The sequence below is a fragment of the Ruegeria sp. AN11 genome (assembly GCF_056536005.1).
Window position 1 is genome coordinate 3,556,679 of sequence record NZ_JBQFJD010000001.1, and the last position, 16,721, is coordinate 3,573,399.

The 16,721-nt window shown below is 61.4% G+C and carries 13 protein-coding genes; 6 read left to right on the forward strand and 7 right to left on the reverse strand.

Annotation, left to right across the window (positions count from 1 at the left end):
• Window positions 1-84: 84 nt before the first annotated feature.
• The gene (locus ACR3EQ_RS17625; RefSeq protein ID WP_480491383.1) at window positions 85-609 is read left to right on the forward strand and encodes a ZrgA family zinc uptake protein; all 525 of its coding nucleotides are present in this window, start codon (window positions 85-87) and stop codon (window positions 607-609) included.
• 30 nt (window positions 610-639) lie between these two features.
• Here the strand turns inward: ACR3EQ_RS17625 and ACR3EQ_RS17630 are convergent, their stop codons facing one another.
• Together ACR3EQ_RS17630 and ACR3EQ_RS17635 are read right to left on the reverse strand one after the other, a co-directional pair.
• On the reverse strand, window positions 640-2,268 hold the full coding sequence (locus ACR3EQ_RS17630) for a N,N-dimethylformamidase beta subunit family domain-containing protein (protein ID WP_170615967.1): 1,629 nt from the start codon (window positions 2,266-2,268) through the stop codon (window positions 640-642).
• Window positions 2,269-2,387: 119 nt separating this feature from the next.
• Window positions 2,388-3,263, reverse strand: a complete 876-nt coding sequence (locus tag ACR3EQ_RS17635) for a LysR family transcriptional regulator (protein ID WP_170615969.1) — start codon at window positions 3,261-3,263, stop codon at window positions 2,388-2,390.
• A 106-nt stretch (window positions 3,264-3,369) separates the two neighbouring features.
• Here ACR3EQ_RS17635 and leuB point away from each other — a divergent pair, with 106 nt between their 5' ends.
• The 5 genes from leuB to ACR3EQ_RS17660 are packed head-to-tail and all read left to right on the forward strand — an operon-like array spanning window position 3,370 to window position 10,547.
• Window positions 3,370-4,455 carry a 3-isopropylmalate dehydrogenase gene (gene leuB, locus ACR3EQ_RS17640; RefSeq protein WP_170615970.1) on the forward strand — a complete coding sequence of 362 codons (1,086 nt, stop codon included), beginning with the start codon at window positions 3,370-3,372 and terminating at the stop codon, window positions 4,453-4,455.
• Window positions 4,452-6,116 (forward strand): GMC family oxidoreductase N-terminal domain-containing protein, encoded by a 1,665-nt coding sequence (locus ACR3EQ_RS17645; protein WP_170816060.1) that lies wholly within the window; start codon window positions 4,452-4,454, stop codon window positions 6,114-6,116. The genes leuB and ACR3EQ_RS17645 overlap by 4 nt, the downstream gene beginning before the upstream one ends.
• Window positions 6,113-7,597, forward strand: coding sequence for an aldehyde dehydrogenase (locus ACR3EQ_RS17650; RefSeq protein WP_480491386.1), 1,485 nt, complete (start codon window positions 6,113-6,115; stop codon window positions 7,595-7,597). The genes ACR3EQ_RS17645 and ACR3EQ_RS17650 overlap by 4 nt, the downstream gene beginning before the upstream one ends.
• A 20-nt stretch (window positions 7,598-7,617) precedes the next feature.
• The gene (locus ACR3EQ_RS17655; protein ID WP_480491388.1) at window positions 7,618-9,003 is read left to right on the forward strand and encodes an MmgE/PrpD family protein; all 1,386 of its coding nucleotides are present in this window, start codon (window positions 7,618-7,620) and stop codon (window positions 9,001-9,003) included.
• Entirely contained in the window at window positions 9,000-10,547 is a 1,548-nt protein-coding gene (locus ACR3EQ_RS17660) for a trimethylamine methyltransferase family protein (RefSeq protein ID WP_170615979.1), read from the forward strand. The genes ACR3EQ_RS17655 and ACR3EQ_RS17660 overlap by 4 nt, the downstream gene beginning before the upstream one ends.
• Here ACR3EQ_RS17660 and ACR3EQ_RS17665 read toward each other — a convergent pair whose 3' ends face one another.
• The 5 genes from ACR3EQ_RS17665 to ACR3EQ_RS17685 form a co-directional block, all read right to left on the reverse strand.
• Window positions 10,548-11,867, reverse strand: coding sequence for a lanthionine synthetase LanC family protein (locus ACR3EQ_RS17665; RefSeq protein ID WP_480491390.1), 1,320 nt, complete (start codon window positions 11,865-11,867; stop codon window positions 10,548-10,550). It lies immediately after the preceding gene.
• Window positions 11,864-12,790: a T3SS effector HopA1 family protein gene (locus ACR3EQ_RS17670; protein WP_170615983.1), complete on the reverse strand. Its 927-nt coding sequence runs from the start codon at window positions 12,788-12,790 to the stop codon at window positions 11,864-11,866. The genes ACR3EQ_RS17665 and ACR3EQ_RS17670 overlap by 4 nt, the downstream gene beginning before the upstream one ends.
• A 2-nt stretch (window positions 12,791-12,792) precedes the next feature.
• The gene (locus ACR3EQ_RS17675; RefSeq protein ID WP_170619739.1) at window positions 12,793-13,872 is read right to left on the reverse strand and encodes a phosphotransferase; all 1,080 of its coding nucleotides are present in this window, start codon (window positions 13,870-13,872) and stop codon (window positions 12,793-12,795) included.
• A 73-nt stretch (window positions 13,873-13,945) separates the two neighbouring features.
• Window positions 13,946-15,865, reverse strand: a complete 1,920-nt coding sequence (locus ACR3EQ_RS17680; RefSeq protein WP_480441741.1) for a S8 family peptidase — start codon at window positions 15,863-15,865, stop codon at window positions 13,946-13,948.
• A 144-nt stretch (window positions 15,866-16,009) separates the two neighbouring features.
• Entirely contained in the window at window positions 16,010-16,288 is a 279-nt protein-coding gene (locus tag ACR3EQ_RS17685) for a hypothetical protein (protein WP_480491392.1), read from the reverse strand.
• Between the last annotated feature and the right edge of the window lie 433 nt (window positions 16,289-16,721).

Genomic DNA, 16,721 nt, shown 5'->3' on the forward strand with positions numbered 1-16,721 from the left:
GTGCTGACATTGCGCGATTGACGGATCGGAATACAATAAAGCCAGTGATTCTTTTTGAACGGTGCACTGGTTATGAAAGCAGCGATGGTCGCATTTTCCCTGATGCCAGTCGTTGTTCTGGCCGAAGAATCCAATATTTCTCAATCACATAGCCACGGTACGGGAACACTGATCGTTACCCACTCCGATACGAGCATACAGCTCTCATTTTCCGCGCCCGGAGCGGACATCGTCGGGTTCGAACATCCGGCGGAAAACAACGACGATCGCGTGCTGGTAGCCCGGGCCGTGTCGGACCTGTCCAAACCGCTGAAGTTGTTTGAACCTCCGGTCGAAGCTGGCTGTTTTAACGCGTCAGCGAATGTAACGCTGACCAGCGTCGCACAGGGGCAGAGCGACAAGGCAGGTGACGAACGGCATATGGAATTTGTTGCCGACTATCGGATCACTTGCCAGAACGCAGAGCAGCTTGATCGAGTAAAGTTCGCGTATTTCGACAGGTTTCCGAACGCAGGGATGCTGCGGCTTCAGGTTGTTTGCGGCGATGTTGCTCAGGTAAAGGAAGTTTCCCGCACAGACCCGATTGCCGGTTTGGCCTGCACCCAATAGCACGCAAAGCAACCGCGGCGTCCGCGACGTTCAGATACCGAACCGGGTCAGTACGTTCCTTGTGATCCGTTCAACCTGCCAATCCCGCCGGGTCAGCCCCATGACCCATTCACAGGTGGCGGCGTTGAACACCTCACCCTTGCCGCGGTGCCAGTGCACGATCACCCCGTTGCCGCGGGTGCTACGGTCCAGCGTTTCTTCGGTGACCTCTCCAAAGATTGCCTGCGCTTTGAAACTGGCATCATCGTTACCGATGTAGACGGTTTCACCCCAGACGCCGTGGTCGGGTTCGACATTTGTAGCCAGACCCAGCGCAAGGATTTCGACCTCTGGATTGGTGCCGTCATATCCGGTGGCAAAGGGCAGGCCATCCTCCATCCGGTAATCGACGCCATCCACCTCGTACCCGAAAATGCGCGAGGTCGCCCCCAGTTGGTCGCCGTAACCCAGTTGAGTGCCTGCAAACGCCCAGTGCCGGGGGCGATAGACGGTGAAACCGCCACTGCCCTGACCCGCGCAACGTCCGAGGCTGGCATACACGCCCCCCAGCCCGTTTGCGCCAAAGGTCTGTGCGCCGGGCCAGTTGGTGGGGGCGACCTCCCATGCGGAAGTGACCAGATTATCCCGGTCTGTTCCTACCAGAGGATCCTGATCGGCATTGTATTTGTAGCAGACCTGCTGACGGCCCTGATCCTGGATCCGGGTCTGCCATAGGAAGTTTCCGCCAAACCGCGCCATCTTGCCGCCGTTTTCGGTGAACCGGTCCACGGCGTGGCGCATCGGGGCAGACCAGTATTCGTCGTGACCCACGAAAATCGCACATTTGTAGCGGTTCAGCAGGTCCGGGTCAGCATCAAGATCGTGCTGAGTGGCAAAGTCCAGATCAAAACCGTTCGCTTCGGCCCACACAGCAAAATGCCGCTCGTAACTGGCCCAGCCGGCCGAGGCGTATTTCTTGGAGTACCCATAGGAATAGGCCCATTCCATGTAGGGGTAACGTACCATTCCACCGGGCACATGCGGGGCTTCGGGAACCGCGCGCGGGGCGCCGTGGGGCAGTTTACAAAACCCACGGGTCCAGGGGCGCCGGGTCGAAACCACGGGTGAAAATGCATCACCGTCGGGTCCGGTAATGCCCTGATAATGGTTCGAACCTCCCCAGCAGTTATAGGCCAGCCAGGTGCCGGTGGCACAGACCAGAACGTAAGGGGCGGGCACGCGATCCGCCGCGCGGCGCAGCAGAAACAGGTGATGCTCTTCGACCCGGTCGCCGTCCTGTTCCGCACTGAAGGTGATCAGGTATCCGCCCGGGCGCCAGTCATCGGGGATGGTGAATTTGTAGGCGACTGCCCAGTCGCATCCATTCACCGAACAGTCCGGCGGGGTGGTTTGGTGCATGCCGGGCAGGTTGGTTTCGTGAAGCAGCGGCTCGTAATCCTGCCCGTCGCGGCCAATTTCCAGTGTCCAGTTTTGGGCAGTGGTCGAAACCCGCAACGCAACCCGATCGCCCGGTGCATAGGACATGCGGTCCGTATAGCCCCAAATTTCCAGAACTGAGCCGTCTCCGGCCGGTCCGATATAATAGTTATCCAGAATGTGGCGGGCCTTGGCGCGTGTGCGCGGCGTTGTTGCGGGGCCGGGATTTTCCGATCTGTTCATGGGGCTATCCTGTATCGGGTTGCTGCGATCCGCTGCGCCTGCACGGTGGTTCGATCATGGCGAGAAACCTGCAAGCAGAAAAGTGAAAACGCTGTTGTCGGCGGGCACTGGACCGCGCATCATGCCGCCTGCGCGATCCAGTTCTGAAACAGATGGGCGCCGGTTTTTGTTTTCCCCAAAGCCGTGACCGAGCAGAAGTAGCCGCGTTTGCTTTCATGCTCGTGGTCACAGGCCAGCGCAAGGGTTCCGTTGGCAAGAAACTCGTCAATCAAGGGCCGCCAGCCAATACCGATGCCCAGACCGTTCTGAATGGCGCGCAGATAGACCATGAAACTGAGGTAGGTGTCATGGCCGGGTGGTGGCGGCACTTTCTTTCCGGTTCCCTGGAAATACCGCCCCCAATCGCCGTTATGGTCACGCTCGGACATATGCAGCAGTTTTTGCCCGGCCAATGCCGCGCGGGAATAGGGTTGCCCGTCGTGCAACAGGTCGGGGCGGCAAATGGCCACCATGCGCTCGGGGAATATTTGCAGCGATGGGCAACCCGGAATGCCGTGTTCGCCGAAAAGAATAACGACGTCACATTTTGCCGGATCATAGTCTGGGTTCTGATCCCGGGTGACAATCTGGAGCTTGGTGTCGGGGTGATCCGCCTGAAACCCGGCCAGTCTCGGCAACAGGTAAAGGCTGGTGAAACCGATGCTGGCGCTGACCACGATCGTGTCCTCGTGCGCGCGGGTTCGCACCGCGTCAAGCCCGCCTCGGATGGCCCCGAATCCTTGTGACACTGCCTTGGCCAGCAAAACCCCGTCTTCTGTCAGGGTAAGGCGGGGCTTGGTGCGGGCAAAAAGCTGGGTCCCCAGTTCCGCCTCAAGCGCCGCGATATGGCGGCTGATCGCGGGTTGCAGCACGTTCAACTCCTCGGCTGCACGGGAAAAGCTAAGGTGGCGCGCGGCGGCGTCGAAGGCGTTGATCTGGTGCAGGGGAATGGACATGCGTCACAATCATTCATTGTAAGAACAATATTCATTCATCATTTCCGTCTTTTTCTTTCGCTGCAAGCGGGCAAATCTGTTTGCGGAACCAAATCAGGGTCGTTCCATGGGAAAGACGATTCTTGCGCTGGGTGGCGATGGCATCGGTCCCGAGATCGTGGGCTATGGACTGCAGGTGGCCGAAGTGCTGGCGCAGCGATGCGGTATTGCGCTGTGCGTCAGGCACGGGCTGCTGCACGGCGCTTCGTGGGAGGTGCATGGCACGTTTTGCACGCCCGAGGATCTGGAATTTGCAAAGGCATCGGATGCTGTTCTGGTGGGCGCGGTCGGCGGACCCGACTGGGATGACATCCGGGTATCCGGCGGCGCGGAATGCCAGGACGGGCTGATGTATCTGCGCCACCATCTGCAGACCTATCTGGGACTAAGGCCCGCGCGGGCATGGGCAGGATTGATGAACCGGACCCCGTTCCGGGCCGGTGTTGCCGACAGGGCGGACGTGCTGATCCTGCGCGAAATGTGTGGCGGCGCGATGTTTGCCCGCGAACGCGGCCAGCGTCGGGTCGATGGGGTGCGGCAGGGTTATGACCTGACCGCTTATGACGAAAACGAAGTCGCCCGGTTTGCGCATGGTGGGTTTCAGCTGGCTCGCGAACGGCGCAGGCGTCTGGTCAGCTGCGACAAATCCAATGTCATGGAAAGCTACAAACTGTGGCGCAACGTCGTGACCGAGGTAGCGCAGGAATACCCGGATGTCGAATTCGAAAACATGTTCGCCGACAATTGCGCCTATCAGCTGATGCAGCGGCCTGCTGATTTTGATGTCGTGTTGTGCTGCAATCAGATGGGCGATGTGCTCAGCGATCTGACGGCGGTGTATGCGGGGTCACTGGGTATGCTGCCCTCGGCCAGTCTGAGCGCCAGTCCCGCCCGTGGTCCGGTGTTTGGCATGTATGAAAGCACCGCCGGGTCTGCGCCGGACATTGCGGGTCAGGGGATCGCCAATCCGGTGGGGACGATCCTGTCGGTCGGGATGATGTTCAAATACAGCTTTGGCCTGCCCGACCCTGAAAACCACCTGCACAGGGCTGTCTCTGCCACATTGCGGGACGGGATCATGACGCCCGATCTGGGCGGCGCAGCAACCGGCGCCGAGATGACCGGCGCCATTCTGGACAGGTTGCCGCAATGAGTGGTTCGTTCGATTATGTCATCGCCGGAGGCGGCTCGGCCGGATGCGTTCTAGCGGCGCGGCTGGCCGAAGATCCGGACATATCGGTCTGTCTGGTCGAGGCGGGCGGAGAGGGGCGCGATCTGTTTATTCGGATGCCTGCGGGGAACGGATTCGTGTTCGGCAACCCAAGGCTGGACTGGGGCTATACATCCGTTGCTCAGCCCGGATTGGAGGGCCGTTGTGTTTACTATCCGCGTGGCAAGGCGCTGGGCGGGTCCTCGATCGTCAATGGCATGATCTACATGCGCGGTGTCGCGGCGGATTATGATCTGTGGCGGCAGAAGGGGCTGACCGGATGGTCTTACGTCGAGGTCCTTCCCTATTTCCGCCGGGCCGAAGGTGCACGTGACAGACGGGATGCCTGGCATGGCGTGGATGGCCCCCTGAAGACGGAACCGGCGCGCAATTTCGGCCTGATGGATCAGGCGTTTATCGCGGCGGCGGCTGCCGCCGGGCATCGCGAACTGGACGATCTGAACGGTCCGCACAGAACAGGTGTGGCGCGCAATGACAGCACGGTTGCCAAAGGCGTCCGGCAGTCGGCGGCGATTGCCTACCTGAAATCCCGGCCAAAGAACCTGACCGTCCGCACTGGCGTTCATGTTGTGCGGGTTGTCACCGAAGACTGCCGTGCCGTCGGACTGCTGACCTTGACGGGTGAGGTCATCCGGGCAGAGCGCGAAGTGATCCTGTGTCAGGGCGCCATCGGGACGCCGCAGTTGTTGATGTTGTCGGGGATTGGACCGGCAAATCATCTGCGGTTTCATGATATCGAGGTTTTGGCCGACCTGCCCTCGGTTGGCGCGCATCTTTCGGATCACCCGAATGTGTCGATGCAGTTCGGATCGGACCGCGCGGACCTGAGCCACGCCAAACATCAGCGTCTGGACAGGGCAGCTCTGCTGATGGGACGATGGTTGCTGAACGGATCGGGCCCCGGGGGCGGCGCTTTTTTCTCGACAGTGCTGTTTCACGCCTTCGACGACCCCAAATGGCCCGAGCTTCAGGTGCACATGACCCCGATGGTGGTTGAGGAAAACCTGGGTGACGGTGCGCATGAAACTGTGCCGTTGCTGAACCGATTAGGCCGCAAGTTACTGGTGCGTGGGCGAAAGATGGCGCGACCTGGTGTGCAGATCGACATCAATCTGGAACGCCCGATCTCGGAGGGTACGGTTCGATTGTCCGGCCCGGACCCTCTTCTGCACCCGGTCATCGACCCCAAATACTTCGCCGACTCCCGCGACCTGGAGTGTCTGAAGCGTGGCGTTGCCACGATGCGCGAGGTGATGGCACAACCCCAGATCGCGCAATATCTGACGGGTGAAATCGGCCCGTGGCTTGGGGCCAAAACCGATGCGCAGATTACCGATGCTATCCGAAGAACCGCCTATACCGGCCATCACCTGTGCTGCACTGCCCGGATGGGTGATGTGCTGGATTCCCAACTGCGCGTGCACGGGGTTGAGGGGCTGCGGGTTTGCGATGCCTCGGCCATGCCCGCTCAGATCACCGGAAACCTTTATGCAACCGTTGTGATGATGGCCGAGAAAGCCGCCGACATGATCCTTGGCCGGGCACCTCGTCCCGCTGAACATCCAATGGAGACCGCGTCATGAGCAATATCCGGACCTTTCGGTACTTTACCGGCAACCAATGGCACGACCCGGCGGGCGGCGCATATATCAACAGCGAAAACCCCGCCAACGGAGAAGTATGGGCCCGTGTACCGGACTGCCGCGAAACAGATGTGAACCGAGCGGTCGAGGCGGCGCGAAAGGCATTTTACGACGGACCCTGGGGACGAATGCAGCCCGCCGAACGCGGGCGGGTGCTGCGCCGGATCGGGGACGTGATTTCCCGACACGCCGAGCGACTTGGGGTGATTGAGACACAGGACAACGGCAAGCTGCCTTCCATGATCACGCCGGGCTTGCAACCGGGTCAGTGGCAGGTCGACAGTTGGCATTATTACGCAGGCATGTGCGACAAGTTCGAAGGCCGTGTGATACCGGCCGAGGCACCGGACATCCACAACTACATGACATGGGAGCCGTTCGGCGTGGTGGCACAGGTGCTGACGTGGAACTCTCCGTTGGGTACGCTGATCTGGAAGCTTGCGCCTTGTCTGGCGGCGGGAAATACCGTTGTGATCAAACCTTCGGAGCATTCCAGTTGTTCGACGCTTGAGCTGATGGACATCTTGCTCGAGGCCGATCTGCCACCCGGGGTTCTGAATGTGGTCACAGGGTATGGGCCGACAACCGCCAAACCGATGATCGAACACCCGGATGTGCGCATGGTCAGTTTTACCGGCGGCACTGCTGGCGGGCGGGCCGCAGCAATCGCGGCTGCGCAACAGGTCAAACCGGTGGTGATGGAACTGGGCGGCAAGTCGCCGCAAATCGTGTTTCCGGATGCGGATCTGGAACTGGCGGTGAATGGCGTGGCTGCCGGGATATTTCCACCCGGTGGGCAAAGCTGCATTTCCGGCTCGCGCCTGCTGGTGCATGCCGAAGTGATCGAAGATTTCACCGACCGCCTGGTGGATGTCGTGAAAAAGGAGCGGGTCGGCGACCCGCTTGATCCCGCAACCCAAATCGGGCCGATAGCCAACCGGCCACATTATGAATCTGTTCTGAGCCGGATCGCCGCCGCTGAGGAGGCCGGTCACAACCTGCGACTGGACGGACGCACAGCCTGCCGGGACAAGGGCTATTATATCGGTCCCACCATCTTTTCTGATGTCCCGAACTCTGCCGATCTGGCGCAAAACGAAGTTTTTGGCCCGGTTGTCAGCACCGAAGCCTGGACCGAGGAGCCCGAGGCCATTCGCATCGCCAATGATGCGGTTTACGGGCTGGCCGCCTGGATTTGGACCCGCGATGTCGCACGCGCGATGCGGGTGGCGTCCCGGATCGAGGCCGGGACCGTCTATATCAACAACTACTTCAACGCAGCCACCCAGTCGCCGGTTGGAGGCATGAAACAATCAGGCTACGGGCGCGAAAACGGCTGGGAAGGGATGCGCTGCTTCATGCAGACCAAATCCGTCTGGCTGTCGACGAACCCGCATCAACCTGATCCTTTCGCGGATTGAGTGGGTGCGAGGATGGGCATTTGGATGACGCTGCTTTCCGGGTCCACTCAGCCGAAAGGGGGTACACCGTGACGGCCATTGAAACACTTGCGCAATTTGCGGTTGCGGCCCGCCCGGACCCGTCTGTACAGGCGCAGATTGCCCCGGCGGTCGTCGATTGTTTCGGGTGCATACTGGCTGGCGCGAACAGTGCGGTGGCGCGTCAAACACGGGCGGCGTTGGCCTTGGTCGCGCCCGGTCCGGTCCGTGTTTACGGGGCGGTTCAGACCCTTTCGGCCCCGGTTGCCGTGCTGGTAAACGGGGTCGCGGGCCATGCCTGGGATCTGGATGACTGGGAAGAGCCAGGAAATACCCACCCGACTGTTGTTCTGCTGCCCGCCTTGCTGGCGTCCGCGCATCTGACCCCGGTCTCCGGAAAGGACCTGATGACGGCCTATGCCGTGGGGGCCGAAATCATCATGCAATTGGGTAAAGCGGTGTCATTGGCGCATTATGCACGTGGGTTTCATTCCACGGCCACGCTGGGTGTCATCGGTGTAGCCGGGGCGGTTTCGCGGTTGTTGGGGCTGTCGGCGGACCAGACAGTGCATGCCCTGTCTTTCGCGGTGTCGCAGGCGGCGGGCTACACAAGGCAATTCGGGTCCAACGCCAAGCCCTTGCAGGCCGGTTGGGCCGCCCGCAACGGTGTTGAGGCCGCCTTGCTGGCAGCCCAGGGCCTGACGGGGCAACCGCATGTAATGGACCACGAACGCGGGTTTGCAGGGCTTCTGAGTGACTATGATGCGAAACGGTTCTCAGGCGTCATGTCGCGGTTGGGGCGGGACTGGGCTCTGTCCGATTATGGGCTGATCCTGAAACCCTGGCCCTCGTGCGGATACACGCACCGCCTGATGACTGCGGCGGTGGAAATCCGTTCGCGACTGGCCGGGGGCGTGCATGGGATTACGGCCATCGAGGCATTCATGCCAGATTTCCACTATGAAATCCTGCCATTCGATCGCCCGGCATCGCGTACCGAAGCCCTGTTTTCGGCTCCGGCCTGTGTTGCGCAAGTTCTGGCAAAGGGACAGCTATCGCTGCGCGACAGCGCGGATGCGTTCTGGGCCGACCCCGAAGTTGCCCGGTTGATCGATTTGACCACCGTCAAGGCAGAACAGGCCAAAAACCCGGCGCTGAATTATGACCCGGATCAGCCAGACAGGCTCAGGGTTGAACTGACAAGTGGCGAGATTGTCCAGGCCACCTGCGCCGCCCCTCTGGGTCATCCATCCAACCCAATGACGCCTGACCAGTTGGCGGACAAGTTTTCTGGTCTGACTGGATTGCCTGAGGACAGTTACAAGACTGCACTCAACTGGCCGCAGGCGGACAACGTTGCCAGTTTTTTTGACAGGATCGATCAATGACTGCACGTAAACGCAACGGCGGACGCGCCGCCCGCAGGCACGCAAGGCAGGATGGCGCGGGAATGGGCGTGACCGAGGCGATCTGGCCGGGGATCGAAGGCGGAAAGTTCGCCGCACTTTCGGCCAGGGAACTTTCGCTGATCGATACCACGGCGATGCGTATTCTTGGGGAAATCGGGCTGAAAGGGGCGACCCGGGACTGCATCGACACGGTCTGTGCTGCCGGTGGGTCCCTGACCACGGACAGGCGGCTGTTGTTTCCCGAACCTATGGTGCGGCGGGTCCTTGAAACCGCCGGCCGCGGGTTTCACCTGTTTGGCCAGCGGCCCGAGCATGATTTGGACCCGTCAGGTGCGCGAACGCATTTCGGCACGTCGGGTGCGGCGGTTCATATCATCGACAGCGAAACCGGTCAGATCCGCGACACGACCTTGCGCGATCTTTACGATATGGCGCGGCTGGCCGAAGCGCTGCCCAACATCCACATGTTCCAGCGCACCGTGGTGGCGCGGGACATCACGGACCCGCGCGAGATGGATCTGAACACGCTTTACGCGTGCCTGAAGGGAACGGCCAAGCCGGTTGGCACCTCATTCGGTTCGGCAGCCGTTCTGGAAGAGGCCGTCGGTATGCTGACGATGATCACCGGCGGTCCCGAGGCGCTGCGGGCACGGCCGCCGCTTTGTATCTCAACCTGTTTTGTGGTGCCGCCGCTGACTTTTGCCGAAGAGGCGCTGGAAGTCATCGCGACTGCCGCGCGCCATGGCATTCCGTTAAAGCTGGTTTCGGCGGGTCAGGCGGGCGCCACCAGCCCCGCACCGCTGGCCGGGGCGGTTGCCCAGCAGACCGCCGAGGTGCTGGCAGGGCTGGTATATGTCAATCTGCTGAATCCCGGTCATCCGGCCACTTTTGGAGCCTTACCCTTTGTCAGTGATCTGCGCACCGGTGCGATGTCGGGCGGCAGTGCGGAACAGGGGCTGCTGATGGCGGCCTGTGCACAGATGGCGCGGTTTTATGACATTCCCTGCGCAGTCAGCGCAGGGATGACCGATAGCAAGATGCCGGATTTTCAGGCCGGATATGAAAAGGGCTGTACCGAGCTGTTGTCCGCGCTGTCGGGTGCCAACCTGATCTACGAGGCGGCAGGGATGTATGGTTCGCTTCTGGGCTGTTCGCTAGAAAGCTTTGTTCTCGACAATGACATGATCGGTTCGGTGATGCGCGCGACGCGCGGGTTCGAGGTTTCGGAAGACACGTTGTCCCTTGAAACCATCCGCGATGTCTGTGTCGGAGGGCCGGGACATTTTCTAGCGCATGATCAGACGCTGAACCGGATGGAAAGCGACTATTACTATCCGGCGATGGCGGACCGGCGCACGCCACAGGAATGGGCGGCGGCGACAGATAGGGATCTGCTGGAACGGGCCCGGCAGCGTACCCGCGAATTACTGGCGGCCCCCGATCCCGGTCATATCCCGGATCGGCTGGACGCGGAAATCCGCGCGCGGTTTCCCATTCGCCGGCTGGAACACGCCAAGGGTTGATCAGGCCGAATCCCCGCGCTTGGACGCAGGCAATACAAGGCCGGATGGCCGGAACCGGACCGGGTCGCTGAGGCCCAGATACATGCGCCCGATCCCCGCCAGACCAAGCATCAGGCCTGGCGTTTCACCGCCTTCGACCAGGCCGCATTTCCATTCCTCGTTTGCAGGGGGTCGCATTGCCAGACCAAGTTCGCGGGCCAGGGCTATTGCCTCGGGATCAGGGCGGACCTGAGATGAGTAGATCAGGGGTTCGACGATACTTCCAAGGCCATGGCAAACGCTTGCGTTTTCTTCGAAACCGGCGCGTTCGGTGGTCAGAGCCTGCCGCGCCCGTCGCTTGCAGGCGAAGATGGCGGCGTTGGCTTCTGCAAGGGCTGTCTTGTTGCTGGTCAATTGCCAGGCCCGAAGCCGCGACAACGCGATGCCGCCCGACCCGTAACACCAGTAGGCGGGGTAAACCATCGCTTTGGGGTCACCGGCCTGATCGGCCCTGACATCGCGCAGATCGGGCCAACCGCATTGGTGGCGATCGAACCATTGCCGCTCGTACTCAAAGGCGCGGAAACCGGCTTTGCGATAACGTTCGTCCCGGGTCGCGGCCCAAAGCTCCAGCAGCGCGAGCGCTGGGGAAGAGGCACCGTGTGCGAGGCCGCAATGCGGAAAGGCGTGTGACGTTTCCGCATTTTCTTCCTGCCATGACAGTCCGATACCAGGTCCGGACTGCGCCCGGTCCAACAGCCATTCGCCATTGAGGTGACAGGCGCGCAAGATACTATCGCCGGACTCTGAGCCGTGCAGTGTCAGCAAGCCCGCAATCGTTCCCGATGGCCCGGCGATCACGTCAAAGCAGCCATCCTGTGGGGTCGCCGCTGTCAGAACTTCGTGCAGAAGACTCGTATCGTCTGCCATCTCCGTTTCTGGCAGCATGTCGTACACGGACCGAACGGTGCTCAGAGTGCCGATGAGGCCGCTGTACCATCCGTGCGGTGTGACGCTGCGCCGTTCGCGTATCAGGTGCATGGCGCCGTTGGCTGCGCTTGATGCGGTGTTGGCGTAGTCTGGATTGCGGGTCTGCCGCCACATCTCCGCAAGAAACAGCGCAACCCCGGCCAGTCCGCCGTAAAGGGATTCGTCGATGGTCTGGTAAACGGACCGCCATTCCCCGTCGACCAATTCCATTTCATACCCAAGCCAGGTGCAGCAATCTTCGTCCCGGACAGCATCGCGCACCAGTTGATCCGCGATAGCAGTGGCGACCGCAAGAAAGGCCGGGCCCTGGTCGCCGCCGGGAGGCGGGGGTGATGGGTCCAGTTTCCTCACGGCAACGCGTACTCCGGGCTGTCGGCAGCTTCGGCCCATGGCCGATCCGGTGCGATGCCTTCGGACGAGAATACGGCGCGCACGGATTTGACCCAGTCCGTGGGCTGTTCGATACCTCGATCAACGCAGCGCAGGACACCCCGCGCCACCAACGCGCATCGGGACGACCCAAAGCTTTCTCCCCGTGCTGCCGGGTCGTCGGCCACGCTGACCCCGGGGCAAAGCTTTCTGGTCAGGGGGGGAACCGGATCACACAGGTCGTCGCATGCACGCCTGGCGGTAGCGGCGATGGCCTCGGCTGCCTTTGCGAAATCTGGTCGGGGCAGATAAAGGACAAGCGCATCCCGGCGATCATATTCGGCCGGGCGTCTGGGGCACTTGAGGAAATATGGGAATGCGTCGCCCAAAGCCTGACTCAGCGCGTGAACCAGAACAGGTGCACCTATTGGCATTGCGTTCCAGTACACCCGGACAATCGGGTGCCGGTTTGCATGCCAGGGTTTCGAGAAGGTGACGTAATCGCCAGGGTTCATGGTTTCGGAATCCCGGCGGGCCACAACCGAAACGGTGTCGCCGGGGCGAATACGCGCGCCACGGCCATCTTCGGGCAGGCAATCGATCACGTGGAGCACCCGCCTTTCGTGTCCGCGCGTTACGGCAACCTTGCCGCGTCTGGACACTTTCGCGACATGCCACCCTTCCTCCCATCGGTGCGAGGATGCGTGCGCTGTTCTCAGCAACTCGCACAGATCGCGGTCTTCTGCATTCAGGCCCGGTTTTTCACCGACCGCACAATACCAGTCCCGATAGAGCGCATCCGTCAGGGGGGCGGGATCGCCGCTCCTAAGGGGTTCACTGGCCAATACCCGCGAAATGACGTCAAACGCCGCAGGTAAGGCCTCGTCCAGCGCATCAGCACCCATTGCTATACCGATCCTGTTCCAATTCGCGGCCCGTCCCGAAGAAGGGTTTCAAGCCATTTCGGAGTCTGGCACACCCTCAGCGCCATGGCCAAGGCTACCTGACTGCGCGTCCCGTCCGGGCTTTCCATCGATTGCAACTCGAGTGTGGTCTGGACAAGTCGGATACCGGTATAGAGGCTGCATCGTCTCAGGAAATCCGTATTTGCGGATCCTAAAGTGCCGGTGGCGCGCGTGTAGGCTGAAAACAGATGAACCGCAGCCCGGCAGGCTTCGTTTTCAGGAAGAGAGGCCAGTGGCTTGTTGCCCGGGCTGGCGGGCAGTTGCGCCAGCTGAAGGTACTCCTGCACGGCCGTTGCGACGTCCCAGGCGGGATCGCCGAGACCCGCCAGTTCCCAATCGACCAGCCGGATCTGCACCGTGCCATCCGGGCCGGACTGCAGCAGGCAGTTGTCCCATTTGAGATCGCCATGGATGAGGCAGGTTTCCCGCCATGCTGCCTGAGCACGGCTGATGCAGGCCATGACCGCCGCACGCGCAGCCGGATTGGGCAGGAGGTGATGCAACTGCTCGTGCAGCCCTCCGGAATCCCCGTCCAGCATCCAGGGACGAGCCGAGGGAAGGTGCGTGTCATCTACGTGTCCCTGATGCAGACGGGCCAGCACGTTTGCCAGACCATCAAGAATGGCTGGGTCATCCAAGGGGTTGCGCCCCATGAAGTCGTGCAGGGTTGTGGCCGGGTCCAGAAGTTCGGCGATCAGGATACCTCGATCCGGATCGGAATGCGCCAGATAGGGCGCGATGCCGGGGCTGAGCGATTGTACCGCCTGATAGCAGGTTATCTCACGCCGGTTCCAGTTGCTGGCGGATCGGGTGCCCAATTTGACCAGAAACGTTCCCTGTCCGCCCAGATGAACAGTGGCTGTTGTCGCGCGGTCGCGCCGGGTGGCCATGATGCGCATGCCCTGTTGCACGATCCGCGTTGCGGGGATCAGGTTACGCCTGCGCAGAACAGAAGCGACCCGTTCTTCCGCACGCGGCCTGCGCGATGGTTCTGTGTTCGAACGAATGGCGGCATCGGTCATGTCGTAAGGCCCTCAGGAACACCCCCGGGCGGTTGGCCCGAGGGTGCGTGGTCGTTACATCCGGCAGGATGACTTAGTACTCGTCATCATACCCGTAGTCGTCGTCCCAATAGTCGGCGTCGGACTCGGCGCCGTACTCATCCACCCATTCATCGTCATAGGCGTCTTCGTACATCGCGTAACCGTCGTCCCAGTCGTCGTATCCGTCGTCCCAGCCGCTGTCATAGTAATCTTCGTCGCCAGCGCGGAAGCAAGCCAGCGTAGGACGTGGGCAGCCTGCGAGCGTCGGACGCGGACATCCGGCCAGTGTCGGGCGCGGACAGCCTACCAGCGTGACCCGAGGACATCTCGGCCCGCTCAGGGTCGGGCGTGGGCATCCGGCGAAAGTCGGGCGTGGACACCACGGTCCGGTGAAGGTCCGGCGCGGGCAGCGCGGCCCGACGGTTGTCGGACGCGGGCACCACGGCCCGACCAGGGTCCGGCGCGGGCAGCGCGGCCCGACGGTTGTCGGACGCGGACACCACGGCCCGGTCAGGGTCCGGCGCGGGCAAAGGGGTCCAACCACCGTTCTGCGCGGGCATGCGGGTCCGACGATCGTTCTGCGGACAGGCCGGTGCAACCGGTCATACGCGGCCTTGATCTGGACAATGCCGGATCCGGAATGCTGGTCGAAGCCGCTGGCCCCGATATCCTTGGCCGTTGCCTTCAGTATGGATTTCAGCTGTGCCTGCGTTGCGCTGGGTTGGGATTGCTTCAGCAACGCCACCGCACCCGCAAGGATCGGCGTCGCCGCCGAGGTGCCGGAGTCACTTGTGAAATACCCCGTGAAATGGCTGATGGAACAGAAGTCAGGCTTATTCGAATCCAGAGCGGCAGGTCCGCGGCTGCTGTATCCGATGAACTCTTCGTTCTTGTTCACCGCGCCGACGGTCATCACCAGCGGGTGGCCATTTGCACCCCAGATGCTGCGTCCCGGGCCGTTATCGGCGCCGCAACGGTTGTCGGGGCAGGTATCTCCGCAGTTACCAGCGGCGAAGAGCACGAGAATGCCTTCGTTGATCGCCTCGACCACCTTGCGGGTAAACGGGTGGTTGGGGTTGCGGGCATAGGTGGTATCCCATGTTTCCTGGAAAATACCCCAACTGTTTGTCAGAACTTGCGGAGTGCCATTGCTTCGGAACTGGTTGATAGACCAGTTGAACGCCTGCAATGCCCGGCTGATTGTCCCGGGCGAGCCGCCAGATCCGGCAATCCGCAGATCGTAAAGCTGGGCTTCGGGCGCCATGCCAAGAACATCAGTGGCGCACATGTTGCCGTGATTGCCCCATTTGCCGGATTCGGTGCCCCAGTCTGACGGCCATCCGCCGATTACGCGCGGGATGCGACGCGAGGTCTCTCCGTTCTTGACCGGTCGGCCTTGCGCGGTGATGCCGCTGTCCAAAACGCCGACAACAATTCCGTTTCCACGGAACCCCGCCGCCCAGACCTGATCGACGCCCAGATAGGTGGCGACGTCGGCCATGTTGCCCTTTGGCGTGCCGGGGCTGCAGTCGCAGGGCGGGATCGGGCATGCTGCCATGCCGCCGCCTGTCTGCGGCCCGTACGGATTGTCGACGGGGAAGCCGTCGATTGGGACGTCGCGCCAGACACCGGCCACTTCGGGGCGGCTGCGCAAGGCTGCCATTGCGTCTTCACTTGCAACGGTGCCGCGCACCACGAAGGTTTCGTCAGGGGCCTGACCCGAAGCGGCAAATTCGGCGCTTCCGGTGCCGCCCATGCTGACAGGTTCGAATTCATTGTCGACAGCGAAGCCGTCCCCCGAGAAACCTTCGGCCGAGGACATCGCCATGGGACCGGAGCCGCCAGGCGTATAGCGCATTTCGACAAGTATGCTCAGCCGGCCCTTGCCGTCAGTGGGCTGCGGAACCCCGTTTGGGGGCGAGCCGTTGTCGCCGTTGGACTTCCTGCCACGCGTGGTTTTTTTAGCAGCCATCTTTATACCTCCATTGGGTTAAATTTGTTGCACTGGAAACTGGTTGCGCAGGTTGCCGGTCGCGGCGAACGTCGCCACGACAGATTTCGGGATTGGTTGAGTTTGAGCGGTGGAAGAAATCCGGTTCAGCAGGTTGAACGCGGCCTACGGGGCAAAAGGCGCAATTGGCGTATCGCCCCAAATGTTTATGACGTCCGGCCGCTGATTGAGTGCGTCCAGAGCTTCCGCGTCGGCAATGGTTCCGCTGAGTATCACGCTGGTCGGCTGCCGTTGTGCGCCGTGGCCCGTCTCGTTCATCGGAACAGGTTCCAGATCCGGGTCGAGTTCGAACCCCAGCTTTCTCATCTGAATGGCCAGTGCTTCGGGATCCTGCAAATCGAAATGTGCAGACGCGGTGATCTCGACCATAACGCGCATATTCACGGCCGGACCCTTTGCAAAGGGTGGGTGGTGTCTGACGAATGGTCTCGCGACAGAATATGCCCCCGGTGGACCCAGGCGGTTCGATTCGTTGTGGTCTTCTCAACACCTGTATTGTGAAGGAGTGCCATTTCACAACCTCGGTTCGTACGGGATCCGGCGTAATACACGGAGCCATATCAAATTCTCGTCGAAGATTCGAGCGGGGAGTGCTCATGACCGTTGCTTTCAATACCTGCGCAGATGCGGGCTCGCCCGGGCATCAAAGCATCAGGTCAAAAGAATACGGACTAACTTGTTAATGCCACGGCACGTGTCTGGTGTTTCATCCGAAAACGGTGGCGTTCCGTCAGAGGCAGAAAAGCCTGCTGTCGAAGGGGCGCTGTATGCTTCGGTCAGGTCCAGCCGCAGTTCAAGCCGCAATCCTTTGGAACAA